This is a genomic window from Flavobacterium macacae (assembly GCF_003865365.1).
Taxonomy (GTDB): domain Bacteria; phylum Bacteroidota; class Bacteroidia; order Flavobacteriales; family Flavobacteriaceae; genus Flavobacterium; species Flavobacterium macacae.
The window spans coordinates 125,706-137,758 of the sequence record NZ_RQVR01000007.1 but is presented as its reverse complement, the minus strand read 5'-3'; the positions used below and the strand labels follow the sequence as shown (position 1 = coordinate 137,758).

12 protein-coding genes are annotated in these 12,053 nt (G+C 36.7%); 5 read left to right on the top strand and 7 right to left on the bottom strand.

What is annotated here, in order from left to right:
* Window positions 1-78: 78 nt before the first annotated feature.
* The 3 genes from queG to EG849_RS07890 form a co-directional block, all read right to left on the bottom strand.
* A complete protein-coding gene (queG, locus tag EG849_RS07900) occupies window positions 79-1,014 on the bottom strand; it encodes a tRNA epoxyqueuosine(34) reductase QueG (RefSeq protein WP_125012537.1) in 936 nt (311 codons plus the stop codon).
* Between the two features lie 83 nt (window positions 1,015-1,097).
* On the bottom strand, window positions 1,098-2,120 hold the full coding sequence (ruvB, locus tag EG849_RS07895; protein WP_125012536.1) for a Holliday junction branch migration DNA helicase RuvB: 1,023 nt from the start codon (window positions 2,118-2,120) through the stop codon (window positions 1,098-1,100).
* Between the two features lie 59 nt (window positions 2,121-2,179).
* A complete protein-coding gene (locus EG849_RS07890; protein WP_125012535.1) occupies window positions 2,180-2,491 on the bottom strand; it encodes a GNAT family N-acetyltransferase in 312 nt (103 codons plus the stop codon).
* A 112-nt stretch (window positions 2,492-2,603) separates the two neighbouring features.
* Here EG849_RS07890 and EG849_RS07885 point away from each other — a divergent pair, with 112 nt between their 5' ends.
* From EG849_RS07885 to EG849_RS07865, 5 genes are all read left to right on the top strand, one after another.
* Window positions 2,604-4,019, top strand: coding sequence for an APC family permease (locus EG849_RS07885; RefSeq protein ID WP_125012534.1), 1,416 nt, complete (start codon window positions 2,604-2,606; stop codon window positions 4,017-4,019).
* A 6-nt stretch (window positions 4,020-4,025) separates the two neighbouring features.
* Complete coding sequence (locus tag EG849_RS07880; RefSeq protein WP_125012533.1) at window positions 4,026-4,760, top strand: YqjF family protein; 735 nt, start codon at window positions 4,026-4,028, stop codon at window positions 4,758-4,760.
* A 3-nt stretch (window positions 4,761-4,763) separates the two neighbouring features.
* On the top strand, window positions 4,764-5,288 hold the full coding sequence (locus tag EG849_RS07875) for a GNAT family N-acetyltransferase (protein WP_125012532.1): 525 nt from the start codon (window positions 4,764-4,766) through the stop codon (window positions 5,286-5,288).
* 92 nt (window positions 5,289-5,380) lie between these two features.
* On the top strand, window positions 5,381-5,830 hold the full coding sequence (locus EG849_RS07870) for a ferritin-like domain-containing protein (protein WP_125012531.1): 450 nt from the start codon (window positions 5,381-5,383) through the stop codon (window positions 5,828-5,830).
* 128 nt (window positions 5,831-5,958) lie between these two features.
* Window positions 5,959-6,861, top strand: coding sequence for a T9SS type A sorting domain-containing protein (locus tag EG849_RS07865; protein ID WP_125012530.1), 903 nt, complete (start codon window positions 5,959-5,961; stop codon window positions 6,859-6,861).
* 73 nt (window positions 6,862-6,934) lie between these two features.
* Here the strand turns inward: EG849_RS07865 and EG849_RS07860 are convergent, their stop codons facing one another.
* Genes EG849_RS07860 through EG849_RS07845 form a run of 4 tightly spaced genes read right to left on the bottom strand, consistent with a single transcriptional unit; the run spans window position 6,935 to window position 12,051 of the window.
* Window positions 6,935-8,737 carry a cytochrome c oxidase subunit I gene (locus EG849_RS07860; RefSeq protein WP_125012529.1) on the bottom strand — a complete coding sequence of 601 codons (1,803 nt, stop codon included), beginning with the start codon at window positions 8,735-8,737 and terminating at the stop codon, window positions 6,935-6,937.
* 41 nt (window positions 8,738-8,778) lie between these two features.
* Window positions 8,779-9,936 carry a cytochrome c oxidase subunit II gene (locus EG849_RS07855; RefSeq protein ID WP_125012528.1) on the bottom strand — a complete coding sequence of 386 codons (1,158 nt, stop codon included), beginning with the start codon at window positions 9,934-9,936 and terminating at the stop codon, window positions 8,779-8,781.
* A gap of 18 nt (window positions 9,937-9,954) precedes the next feature.
* Window positions 9,955-11,478 (bottom strand): quinol:cytochrome C oxidoreductase, encoded by a 1,524-nt coding sequence (locus EG849_RS07850; protein WP_125012527.1) that lies wholly within the window; start codon window positions 11,476-11,478, stop codon window positions 9,955-9,957.
* A gap of 27 nt (window positions 11,479-11,505) precedes the next feature.
* Complete coding sequence (locus EG849_RS07845) at window positions 11,506-12,051, bottom strand: c-type cytochrome (protein WP_125012526.1); 546 nt, start codon at window positions 12,049-12,051, stop codon at window positions 11,506-11,508.
* Window positions 12,052-12,053 lie beyond the last annotated feature (2 nt).

Here is a 12,053-nt window from a genome sequence, read left to right as displayed (position 1 = left end):
GGATTTGTGCGCTAGCCACATTTTAAGATTTTATGAAAATTTTAACTAATTGTTGGAAAAAATACAGGGTGTAAATTGCTATTTCAAGAAGTCTATATTACGTTGCAAACCGCCGAACTTGGTACGTTTTACAGCGGAATTTTTGAACACCGCTTTAAAAGTATCTTCGGTAATTTCTTCCCAATCTTTTTTGGTCATCGACAGCAAATCAGGATGCGGATTAAAAAGCGGTTCGCTGTGCGATTTTGAAAAGCGGTTCCATGGGCAAACATCTTGGCAGACATCACAGCCAAAAGCCCAATCATCAAATTTGCCTTTCATTTCTGAAGGAATATTATCTTTTAATTCTATCGTAAAATAAGAAATACACTTGCTTCCGTCCACAACATAAGGCGCCACAATGGCTTCCGTCGGGCAAGCGTCGATACATTTGGTGCACGAACCGCAATGGTCTGTCACGGCATTGTCATATTCTAGATCTAAATCAACAATCAATTCGGCTATGAAAAAGAAAGAACCTACTTGCTTGCTTAATAAATTGCTGTTTTTTCCGATCCATCCCAAACCGCCTTTCGAAGCCCAAGCCTTGTCTAAAACGGGAGCCGAATCGACAAAAGCACGACCCGAAACTTCTCCAATATTTTCTTGAATTGAGAATAAAAACTCTTTCAATTTCTCTTTGATGACAAAATGATAATCTTGTCCGTAAGCATATTTGGAGATTTTAAAAGTATCGTCTCCCAATAATCCCGCCTGTGTTTCTTCGGGATAATAATTTAACAGCAACGAAATGACGCTTTTTGAATCCTCAACCAAAAGCGTCGGGTCTAATCTTTTGTCAAAATGATTTTCCATATACGCCATTTGACCGTGTGCATTATTTTTCAGCCAAGCTTCCAAACGAGGCGCTTCTTGTTCTAAAAACCCAGCTTGGGATATGCCACAAGACAAAAATCCGAGGCGTACGGCTTCGGATTTAATGAATTTGGTATATTTTTCTTTATTGGAAATCATTTTAGATTTTTATATAAAGTAGGAACACAGATGACACAGATTTTAAAAACTTACACAATACATTTCGGCATAAATCTTAAATTCTAAAAAAGCCCTCCTTGCACGTTCATTTTAACTTTTCCCAAGTGTTTGTAGGCTTTTTCAGTAACTTCTCTTCCTCTTGGCGTTCTCATAAGGAAACCTTCTTGAATTAAAAAGGGTTCATACACTTCTTCGATCGTTTCGCTGCTTTCAGAAACGGCAGTTGCCAAAGTGGATAATCCAACCGGACCTCCTTTAAATTTATCGATGATTGTGGTCAAAATTTTATTGTCCATTTCATCTAATCCGTGCGCATCGACGTGAAGTGCTTTTAATGAAAATTGCGCAATCTCAATATCGATGCTTCCGTTTCCTTTTATTTGGGCAAAATCACGAACGCGTCTTAACAAAGCATTTGCAATCCTTGGCGTTCCGCGGCTTCTTCCCGCAATTTCGATCGCAGCTTCCATCGTTATTGGCATTTTTAAAATAGCCGAACTTCTTTCTACAATGGAAGTCAAAAGTTCTGTCGTGTAATATTGCAGTCGGCTTTGGATTCCGAAACGGGCTCGCATCGGCGCGGTCAACAATCCAGAACGCGTGGTGGCTCCCACCAATGTAAACGGATTCAAATTTAATTGCACCGTCCTGGCATTTGGCCCCGATTCAATCATAATATCAATCTTGAAATCCTCCATCGCAGAATATAAATATTCTTCCACAATCGGACTCAAACGATGAATTTCGTCAATAAACAAAACATCACGTTCTTCAAGATTAGTCAGCAGACCCGCCAAATCTCCAGGTTTATCTAAAACCGGACCTGACGTAATTTTAATTCCAACACCCAATTCATTAGCTAAAATATTGGCAAGCGTCGTTTTCCCCAAACCCGGAGGTCCGTGAAAAAGCGTGTGGTCCAAAGCTTCATTTCTTTGGTTTGCCGCCTGTACAAATACTTGCAAATTTTCCAAAACCTGATCTTGTCCCGTGAAATCATCAAAAGACAGCGGCCTTAATTTTTTTTCTAAATCAAGTTCCTCGTGATTGTAGTTTTGGTTTGTGGGATCTAAATTTTCATTCATGTGGCAAAGATACTATTAAGATTGCAAGATTTAAAAATTGAAATTTTAAACTTTATAAATTAATCCACATTATACCCTTTTGCCAAAAGTGTCTTATATTCAGGATGCTTTCTTACATAAGAAGCAACAAAAGGGCAAAGCGGTGCCAAAGTGTGATTATTTTCTTTAATATATTCTAATGCTTTTTTGACAATGCTTCCGCCCACTCCTTTTCCTTCCAATGATTTTGGGACTTCGGTATGCGTCAGAAACATCACATTATCGTTCGTCAAGATATATTCTACAAAGGCCGTATGGTTTTCAACCACCATTTCAAATCGCTTTTTTTCTTCGTTTTTAACCAAGTTTAGGTCTAAATATTTATCGCCCATAGTTTAATTTTTAAATTGTCAAGCCTAAAGATACTTAAAAATCAAGTTGCATCAAAATTCAGATTTTTTAATACCTTTAACAGAAATTAACAACTCATCCAAACCAATTTTTATGGAAAACCACCACGAAGACGACAATTTAAAAAGAGAACTCGGATTATTAGACGGAACAATGCTTGTCGTTGGATCCATGATTGGTTCGGGAATTTTCATTGTCAGTGCTGATATTGCGCGCCAAGTAGGATCTGCTGGTTGGCTGACTTTGATTTGGATAATTTCTGGTTTGATCACAATGATTGCCGCTGTGAGTTACGGAGAATTGAGTTCGATGTTTCCAAAAGCGGGTGGCCAGTATGTGTATCTAAAAGAAGCGTATAATAAATTAGTTGCTTTTTTATATGGCTGGAGTTTTTTCGCGGTCATCCAAACCGGAACTATTGCGGCCGTTGGCGTTGCTTTTTCAAAATTCGCCGCGTATTTATATGAACCTTTGAGCGATGAGAACATTCTTTTTGAACTCGGTTTTTTCAAATTAAATGCGTCGCAAATTGTTTCGATATTTACAATTATCCTTCTTACATATATCAACAGCAGGGGCGTAAAAAACAGCAAGATGCTCCAAACGGTGATGACGCTGATTAAAATTTTGTCTTTATTAGGATTAATAATTTTCGGATTTACATTAGGCGCCAAAGCCGAAATTTGGGATGCCAATTGGGCTGATGCCTGGAATACGAGATCTTTTAATACAGAAGAAGGTTCTTGGCTGCCAATCAGCGGTTCGGCGTTAATCACCGCAATTTCTGCAGCTATGGTGGGTTCTTTATTTTCAAGCGATGCTTGGAATGGCGTGACTTTTATTGCTGGTGAAATTAAAAACCCAAAGCGAAATGTGGGCTTGAGTTTGTTTTTAGGAACTTTGATCGTGACCGTCATTTACATTTTAGCAAATTTAATGTATTTGGCAGTGGTTCCATTTGAGGAAATTGCTACTGCCAAATCAGACCGTGTTGCGGTTGTTGCAGCCAACTATATCTTCGGAAACATCGGAACTTTGATTATCGCCATCATGATTATGATTTCCACATTTGCTTGTAATAACGGATTGATTATGGCTGGCGCAAGAGTTTATTATACGATGGCAAAAGACGGATTGTTTTTCAAGAAAGCCGCTGTTTTAAATTCGGCAAGTGTTCCGGCTTGGGCTTTATGGGCACAATGCATTTGGGCTTCGGCATTGTGCTTGACCGGAAAATACGGTGCTTTGCTAGATTTTGTCATGATAATCGTAATCATTTTTTACATCTTAACCATTTACGGAATTTTCATCTTGCGTAGAAAAATGCCAAACATTGAAAGACCTTACAAAGCATTTGGTTATCCGTTTTTACCGATGATTTATATTGTAGCAGCTTCGGCATTGTGCGTTTCCTTATTAATCACAAGATTTGAAACTTGCGGTTGGGGCGTTTTGATCATGCTGGCCGGAATTCCGGTTTATTATTTTACAAAACCAAAAGAAATTTAACTTGCGATGATTCGGAAAATTTTAGAACAAAATGGACATCGACCTTGGGAAATTCCGAAAGATCGCTGGCGTTTTTATCAAGAATGGAACGATGCGATTTTTTTGCATTGGGAAGTCGAACTCGAAGAATTAAAAAAATTTGTTCCAAAGGAATTGGAAATTGATTTATTCGAAGGAAAACCTTGGGTTTCCGTTGTCGCTTTTGCAATGGAAGAAATTCGTCCGAGGTTTTTACCTGCCATTGCTCCTATTTCTAATTTCTTTGAGATAAATGTTCGTACTTATGTGAAAACAAAAAGTAAAACTGGCGTTTACTTTTTAAGTATGGAAGGCGGAAAAGATTTGTCATGTAAGGTTGCCAAACTAATTTCTGAATTACCGTATCGTTATTCAAGTATCAAACGTGAAATGGAATATTATCGTTCGTCAAACTCAGAATTTGGAGATGCTTTAGACATCAAATTTAAAATCGGTCAAGCGATACAAAAAACGGAAATTGACCTTTGGTTAACCGAAAGATATGCTTTATTTCAAGACACCAAAAACTTCATCAACGAATATGAAATCCATCATCAAGAATGGCCAATTAGGGAAGCTATTATTGAAAATATCGAATTGCATTATCCAAGATTTGAAAAATTAATTGCAAGAAAACCTGATTTGGTTAATTATTCTGAAGGCGTAAAAGTTATAGCTTGGGGAAAGAAAAAAATTAAAAAGAGCGATTGGGATAATCGATAACAAATGAATAGTAAAAAAATAGAAACGGAACGATTGCTCCTTATTCCGTTTACAAAACAGCTGACCCATTTAATCAATGACAAAAATTTCATAGCCTTACAAAACAAAGGCCCGAATACTGCTGCAGGATATCCTGATCAGGAAACTTTAGAAACACTGCCAAAAATTGTAGCCAATATTGAAGCTTCAAATGGTCCAACCGGATTTGAATCTTGGGTTATTATCAAAAAAGCCGAAATGAAAATTATTGGCGATGCCGGTTTTAAGGGAATTCCGAATCTGGCTGGAGAAATTGATTTGGGATACGGAATCATTGCCAGCGAGAGAAGAAATGGTTATGCCTTGGAAGCTTCGGAAGCCTTAGTAAAGTGGGGTTTTTCTCAATCAGAAGTAAAAAAAATCACTGCGAAATGTTTGATCGCAAATGAAGGTTCCGTCAAAATATTGGAAAAATTAAATTTTAAAAGATCAACTACTGATGCGCAATTTCATTTTTTCATTTTAGAAAAACCACAAACTTTGAAATAGGACTAAACTTGTAACTCTGCATTTTAATCCTATAAAATATTCCGTTAAATAATTTAGAACTTTATACTACTAAATTATAAAACCAATTAAGCATGGAAAATTCAAAAAACATCAGCGCATTAAACAAGTTAATTGAAATCAATAACGACAGAGTCGAAGGTTATGAAACGGCTTCAAAAGAAGCAAACGAATCAGACTTAAAAAGCCTTTTTGGAGAATTGGCCGCAACTAGCCATAAGAATTTATCTGAGCTTCGCTCAGAAGTAAAACGCCTTGGCGGCACACCTGAAGAAGGAACAAGAGTTACCGGAAAATTCTTTAGAGCCTGGATGGACGTTAAAGCAGCATTTACCGGAAACGACCGCCACACAATCTTAGATTCTTGTGAATTTGGTGAAGACAAAGCATTAGAAACCTATGAAGCTGTACTTAACGATAGTTCTGATTTGACAGCAGAACAAACGCAATTGGTTTCGCAACAAAAAACGGCTTTAAGAGCTGACCATGATAGAGTGAAAGCATTGAGAGATGCGACTGCCTAATTCCTATATTGGCATTGTAAAAAAGAGCTTCATAACTGAGGCTCTTTTCTTTCTTAAACTACTAATATTACAATAAAAAATAAATTTTACATATATTTACTCATAATTAATCTTAAAAATTTAAAATTATGAGAAAAACTTTATTTTTATTTGCTTTTATGACTACTGCTGTTACCTTCGGGCAGGTAACTATAGGCACAGGCACAACAGTGGACAGCAATGCAGGTTTGTCAACACCAATTTCCATCTTTTATTCTACGTCACTCTCGCAATTTATTTATTTGTCTTCAGAAATAGGTGTTGCTGGAACAATAACTTCCATTGACTTTAAAGTAAACAACACCAATGCATTGACAAATACGAATGGAATGATTGATGTCTGGATAGGCCATACCACCAGAGCTTCATATAATCCAGTTGTAAGCTCAACAGGTGCAGATTGGATAAGCGTTGCTGCACACCAACAAGTGATGGCAAACGGTACATTTACTCAAACAGGAACTACATTAAAATTTACATTCACAACTCCTTTTGAGTATAACGGCACAGACAATTTGGTAATAACTGTTGATGCTAATAAACCTGATGATGATGGAAGTTCCACTTTATTTTACCAAATTCCCGGGACAGCCAATATAATGTGCTTAATGATTAGAACAGATAATGCTGCTGATAATGCCAATCCATTAAATCCACCATTGAACTATACTGGATCAACACCCGCAACATCTGTCCAAGCTAAAACTACAAGACCTCAAATTGTATTAAATGGATTGTCATTGGGTATAAAAGAACAATCCATGGCAAGTACAATTTCAGTATATCCAAATCCGGTAAAAGATAATTTACACCTTACTTCAACGGGCAATGCTATTTCAGCTAGCATTTATACCTTAACAGGGCAATTCGTTAAAAGTCCTAAAATAGTAGCAAATAAAATTCAAACTGATGATATCGCTACAGGAGTTTATTTGATTAAATTAAATATGGAAGATGGTTCAAAAGCCACTTTAAAATTTATAAAAGAATAGCTTTAAATAAATTTAAAACTGCATAAAAAAAGACCGCTTTCTTATGGAAAGCGGTCTTTTTTATATTTAAATCTTAGTGATGAAGTTCCTCTTCTCCTTCTTTAAAAGGAACGTTTTGAGGAATAAAATCTTCTTCGAAACCTGGCTTACTGTAATCATAAGGCCATCTGTGGACTTCTGGAATTTCTCCTGGCCAGTTTCCGTGGATGTGCTCTACTGGAGCAGTCCATTCTAGAGTTGTTGCATTCCAAGGATTCATTACTGATTTCTTTCCGAAGAAAATACTGTGGAAGAAGTTCCAGATGAAAACGATTTGGAATACACCACCCACTAAAGCGAAAACCGTGATCAAAACGTTTACGTTTTGCAAGTCATCAAATAATGGGAATGCTGTGTTTGTATAATAACGTCTTGGAAGACCTGCCATACCGATGAAGTGCATTGGGAAGAAAACTCCATAAGCACAAATTGCAGTTACCCAAAAGTGAATATAACCTAAATTTTTGTTCAACATTCTTCCAAACATTCTTGGGAACCAGTGGTAAACCCCAGCAAACATTCCGTAAAGAGCAGAAATACCCATTACTAAGTGGAAGTGAGCTACAACGAAGTAAGTATCGTGAACGTTGATATCAAGTGTACTGTCTCCAAGAATGATTCCTGTTAAACCTCCAGTGATGAAAGTTGAAACGAAACCGATTGAAAACAACATTGCAGGATTCATCTGTATGTTACCTTTCCAAAGAGTGGTAATCCAGTTGAATGCTTTTACTGCAGAAGGAATCGCGATCAACAAAGTGGTGAATGTAAACACAGAACCTAAGAATGGATTCATTCCTGAGATAAACATGTGGTGACCCCAAACGATTGTTGATAAGAAAGCGATTGCAAGAATTGAAGTAATCATCGCTCTGTAACCAAAAATAGGTTTACGAGAACTTGTTGCCATAATTTCAGAAACAAGCCCCATTGCAGGCAAAATTACAATATAAACCTCAGGGTGACCTAAGAACCAGAATAAGTGCTCAAACAAAACTGGCGAACCACCTTGATAATGCAATACTTCTCCAGCGATATATATATCAGAAAGGAAGAATGAAGTTCCCAAACTTCTGTCCATAATCAACAACAACGCTGCCGATAAAAGAACTGGGAAAGATACGATACCAATTACTGCCGTGATAAAAAAGGTCCAAATTGTAAGTGGCAACCTTGTCATTGACATTCCTTTAGTTCTTAAGTTGATCACTGTTACCACGTAATTTAAAGATCCCATCAAAGAGGAAGCGATGAAAATTGCCATAGATATCAACCAAAGTGTCATACCCGTTCCAGAACCTGGAATTGACTGTGGCAATGCTGATAATGGCGGATAAATTGTCCAACCTGCAGAAGCGGGTCCAGATTCAACAAATAGTGACGAGATCATCACAACACTTGAAAGGAAAAACAACCAGTAAGAAACCATATTCATGAAACCAGATGCCATATCTCGGGCACCAATTTGCAATGGAATAAGCAAGTTACTGAACGTTCCGCTCAAACCTGCCGTTAATACAAAGAATACCATGATTGTACCGTGAATGGTAACTAATGCAAGATAAGCATCATTTTTCATAACTCCTCCTGGAGCAAATTTCTCACCTAAGAAAAATTTGAAAACTCCAAATGATTCTTCAGGCCAAGCCAATTGCATTCTGAAAAGCAAAGACATCCCCACTCCAATGATTCCCATAATAATACCTGTAATCAAGTATTGCTTTGCAATCATCTTATGATCAATACTAAAGATATATTTCGTAATGAAAGTATCTTTGTGGTGATGTTCGTGTTCGTGATCGTGTCCGTGATCGATATCGTGAGCTATTGCTGACATATATTATAATTTAAATTTTATTATAAAAGATATACTTATTATTACTTAGCCGCTACCACTTTAGCAGTATCAACAGCTACTTTAGCAGAATCTGCTGGAGCAGGTGCACCTTCTTCTGCTTTTGGTTCTTTTTCAGCTTTTACTACAGAAACCAAAGTTGGCTTTTCGCTTAACCATTTTTTGTAGTCTTCTTCACTTTCAACCACAATTTTCATTTGCATGTTATAGTGAGATGCTCCACAAATTTTGTTACAAAGCAATAAGAAGTCAAAAGTATAAGGATCTAATCCAGGCTCCCCTTTTTTAGCAAGTTCAATGCTCTTTTTAGCTCTAATTTCATTAATTGCAGCTACTTTTTCAACCATTTCTGGAGTTTGACGCATTTCTGCTGTCGTTTTATTTGGAGTAAATGCAAATTGAGTTACCATACCTGGAACACAGTTCATCTGTGCTCTAAAGTGAGGCATGTAAGCCGAGTGCAAAACGTCTTGAGAACGCATTTTGAAAACTACTTTTTTACCTATTGGCAAATGCAATTCATTTACAACTTTATCATCTTGTGCATTTGGATCAGTAACATCAACACCTAATGTATTTACACCTTCAATGTAACGAACGTTCGCTTTTCCAAGAACATTATCTTCTCCAGAATATCTAGCTTCCCAAGAGAATTGTTTTGCATATAGTTCAACAACAATAACATCTTCATCTTCGTCAACAAACATAATGTTTGTCCAAGCATATAATCCGTAAAGGATCAAACCTGCTAAAACGATTACCGGAATAATTGTCCAGATAAACTCTAATCTGTCGTTATCTGCAAAATACAATGCTTTTTGTCCTTCTCTACCTCTGTATTTGAATGAGAAATAGTGCAATAATGCTTGAGTAATCGTTTGAACTACAAAAATCAAGATCATCGAAATCCACATTAAGTTATCTACATCAGCTCCGTGAACGGAAGCAGAATTGCTCATCAATGGAAAGTGTCCAAATTCAACTACACAGTAAATCGTGGTTAAGTAGATGAATACCAAAAAAGCATACATCAAATATCCATTTACATTATTATCCTTATCATTGGCAATTTGTGAATCATCACGTTTTGCGCCAACTTGAGTCAAATCGAAGATTTTAGTTAATTGCCAAATTGCAACAGCTAATAAAACTAAAACTATTATTACCAACAAACTTGTCATCTGTTCTTTCTTTAAATATTAATAATGAAAATGTTTACTTTCTTCAATAAATGGATTTCTTTTTGCCAATAAAGGAGATTTAGTAAGAGCAGTAAATACCACCAAAATAAATAATCCAAGGAAGAAAAGTACAGAACCGATTTCTGCAAATCCGATGAACCAACGGTCACCAACAGTTGCTGGCATAATCATAACATAGAAATCAACATAATGACCGGCTAAAATTACAACTCCAGCCATAACGATAATCCACGTAAGACGTTTGAAATCTGTATTGATCAAAATCAAGATTGGGAAAACAAAATTCAAAACAAGCATTCCGAAGAAAGGCAAGTTGTATTGCTCTATTCTTGTAATGAAATAAGTAACCTCTTCAGGGATATTTGCATACCAGATCAACATAAATTGAGAGAACCATAAGTAAGTCCAGAAGATACTGAATCCAAACATGAATTTAGCTAAATCGTGGATATGGCTTTTATTTACATATTCTAAATATCCTTTTGATTTTAAGTATAAAGTTGTTAAAGCAATTACTGTAACACCACTTACAAGGAAACTCATTAATACATACCATCCAAACAATGTACTGTACCAGTGAGGGTCAACAGACATAATCCAATCCCAAGACATGATAGACTCAGTAACGATAAAGAATACTAAGAATGCAGCAGATAATTTAAAGTTCTTTTTGTAGAAACTATTATCGGTAGCCTCATCTTGAGCCAAACAATTTTTTCTAGAAAAATGTCTGTATAAGTTCCATCCAATGATGAATATCGCAGCTCTGAGCAACCAGAAATATTCGTTTAAGTATCCTGATTTATTAGAAACTAATTTATCAAATTTAGGACTGGCTGGATCTAACAATTCTGGATCCATCCAAACAAATAAATGGTGGAAATGGAAAGCTCCCAAAGCTAAAAGAATAAATACAAACACAGAACCCCAAGGCAAATAAGCCGTGATTCCTTGCATAACTCTAAATAAAACTGGAGACCAACCTGCTTGCGCCACTTGTTGGATTGCATAAAATGCTAAAACCCCTAATGAAATAAACATAAAAAATAACGCCGCCACATAGACTGCTGCCCATGGCTTGTTTTGCAATTGGTGCAAAACGTGCTCCACATGTTTTGTGTGTGCCGCATGAGCCTCGTGTTCCTCATGAGCCGCAACAGCTGCATGATTCTTGTGGCTTTCTTCAGCTGAAATTGCAGCGTGAGCTGTATCTTCTGTGGTAGAAATAGTATCTATATGAACCGAATCAGCCATACTTGCTTCTGGTTTTGCCTCTGTAGCTGCAACTGCATCATGGTTATCATGAGTTTCAGTCGTATGCGCTTCTTTAACAGGATGTGCGTGAGCATCATGTCCAGCTGCTGTGTGATGGCCTCCGTGTTCTTCAGCTTCTTTCTTTAAGATTTCTTCTACTTCAGCAGTATTTTTTGGTGCAGTTAAAAAACCGTAACCTATCCCTAAGATTCCTAAAATCATAAAGAAGATCGCGACAGTTTTTAATTTGCTTGAAAATGTGTACATATCTATTAAGATCAGTTTGTTCTACAATTATAATTCACTCTTTAGTTTCATCACATAAGCTGCAACCATCCAACGCTCTTGCTGAGTCAATTGGTTAGCATGAGAACCCATTGCGTTTAACCCATATGTTTCTACGTGAAAGACACTTCCTTCAGTGATAACTCTATCAGCATAACTTGGTACACCAAGAAATTTCTCTCTCTTAACCAAATTCCCTTTTCCGTCACCTTTTTCACCATGGCACACTGCACAATAAATTCCATAAAGCTGTGCACCTTTATCAGAGTGTTTTGCAACAGAATCTAAAGGCGATTTTAAGTTAGCTTTTGCTAATTCATAACCAGCGGTAGAATTTTCATAGTCATAAGGCTCAAAACCTCTTGGGATAGAACCTTCTGCAGGAAGCTGTCCTTCTTTACCATTTGCGAAAGCATTAGATTCAGAATAGGTTTCATATCCTACTGATTCATACATATTTGGCATGTATTGATAGTTAGGCTTTTTCTTGTTGTGACAAGAAACTGCTGTTATCGCGATTCCTACCAAAAGTGTTATTTTATATAAACTTTTCATAT

What these genes read in the sequence shown, in the direction of transcription:
- EG849_RS07870 (WP_125012531.1), top strand. Translation starts at nt 5,381, where the DNA reads ATGGAAAATTCAAAAAACATCAGCGCATTAAACAAGTTAATTGAAATC.
- EG849_RS07860 (WP_125012529.1), bottom strand. Translation starts at nt 8,737, where the DNA reads ATGTCAGCAATAGCTCACGATATCGATCACGGACACGATCACGAACAC.
- EG849_RS07850 (WP_125012527.1), bottom strand. Translation starts at nt 11,478, where the DNA reads ATGTACACATTTTCAAGCAAATTAAAAACTGTCGCGATCTTCTTTATG.
- EG849_RS07890 (WP_125012535.1), bottom strand. Translation starts at nt 2,491, where the DNA reads ATGGGCGATAAATATTTAGACCTAAACTTGGTTAAAAACGAAGAAAAA.
- EG849_RS07865 (WP_125012530.1), top strand. Translation starts at nt 5,959, where the DNA reads ATGAGAAAAACTTTATTTTTATTTGCTTTTATGACTACTGCTGTTACC.
- EG849_RS07845 (WP_125012526.1), bottom strand. Translation starts at nt 12,051, where the DNA reads ATGAAAAGTTTATATAAAATAACACTTTTGGTAGGAATCGCGATAACA.
- queG (WP_125012537.1), bottom strand. Translation starts at nt 1,014, where the DNA reads ATGATTTCCAATAAAGAAAAATATACCAAATTCATTAAATCCGAAGCC.
- EG849_RS07885 (WP_125012534.1), top strand. Translation starts at nt 2,604, where the DNA reads ATGGAAAACCACCACGAAGACGACAATTTAAAAAGAGAACTCGGATTA.
- EG849_RS07880 (WP_125012533.1), top strand. Translation starts at nt 4,026, where the DNA reads ATGATTCGGAAAATTTTAGAACAAAATGGACATCGACCTTGGGAAATT.
- EG849_RS07875 (WP_125012532.1), top strand. Translation starts at nt 4,764, where the DNA reads ATGAATAGTAAAAAAATAGAAACGGAACGATTGCTCCTTATTCCGTTT.
- EG849_RS07855 (WP_125012528.1), bottom strand. Translation starts at nt 9,936, where the DNA reads ATGACAAGTTTGTTGGTAATAATAGTTTTAGTTTTATTAGCTGTTGCA.
- ruvB (WP_125012536.1), bottom strand. Translation starts at nt 2,120, where the DNA reads ATGAATGAAAATTTAGATCCCACAAACCAAAACTACAATCACGAGGAA.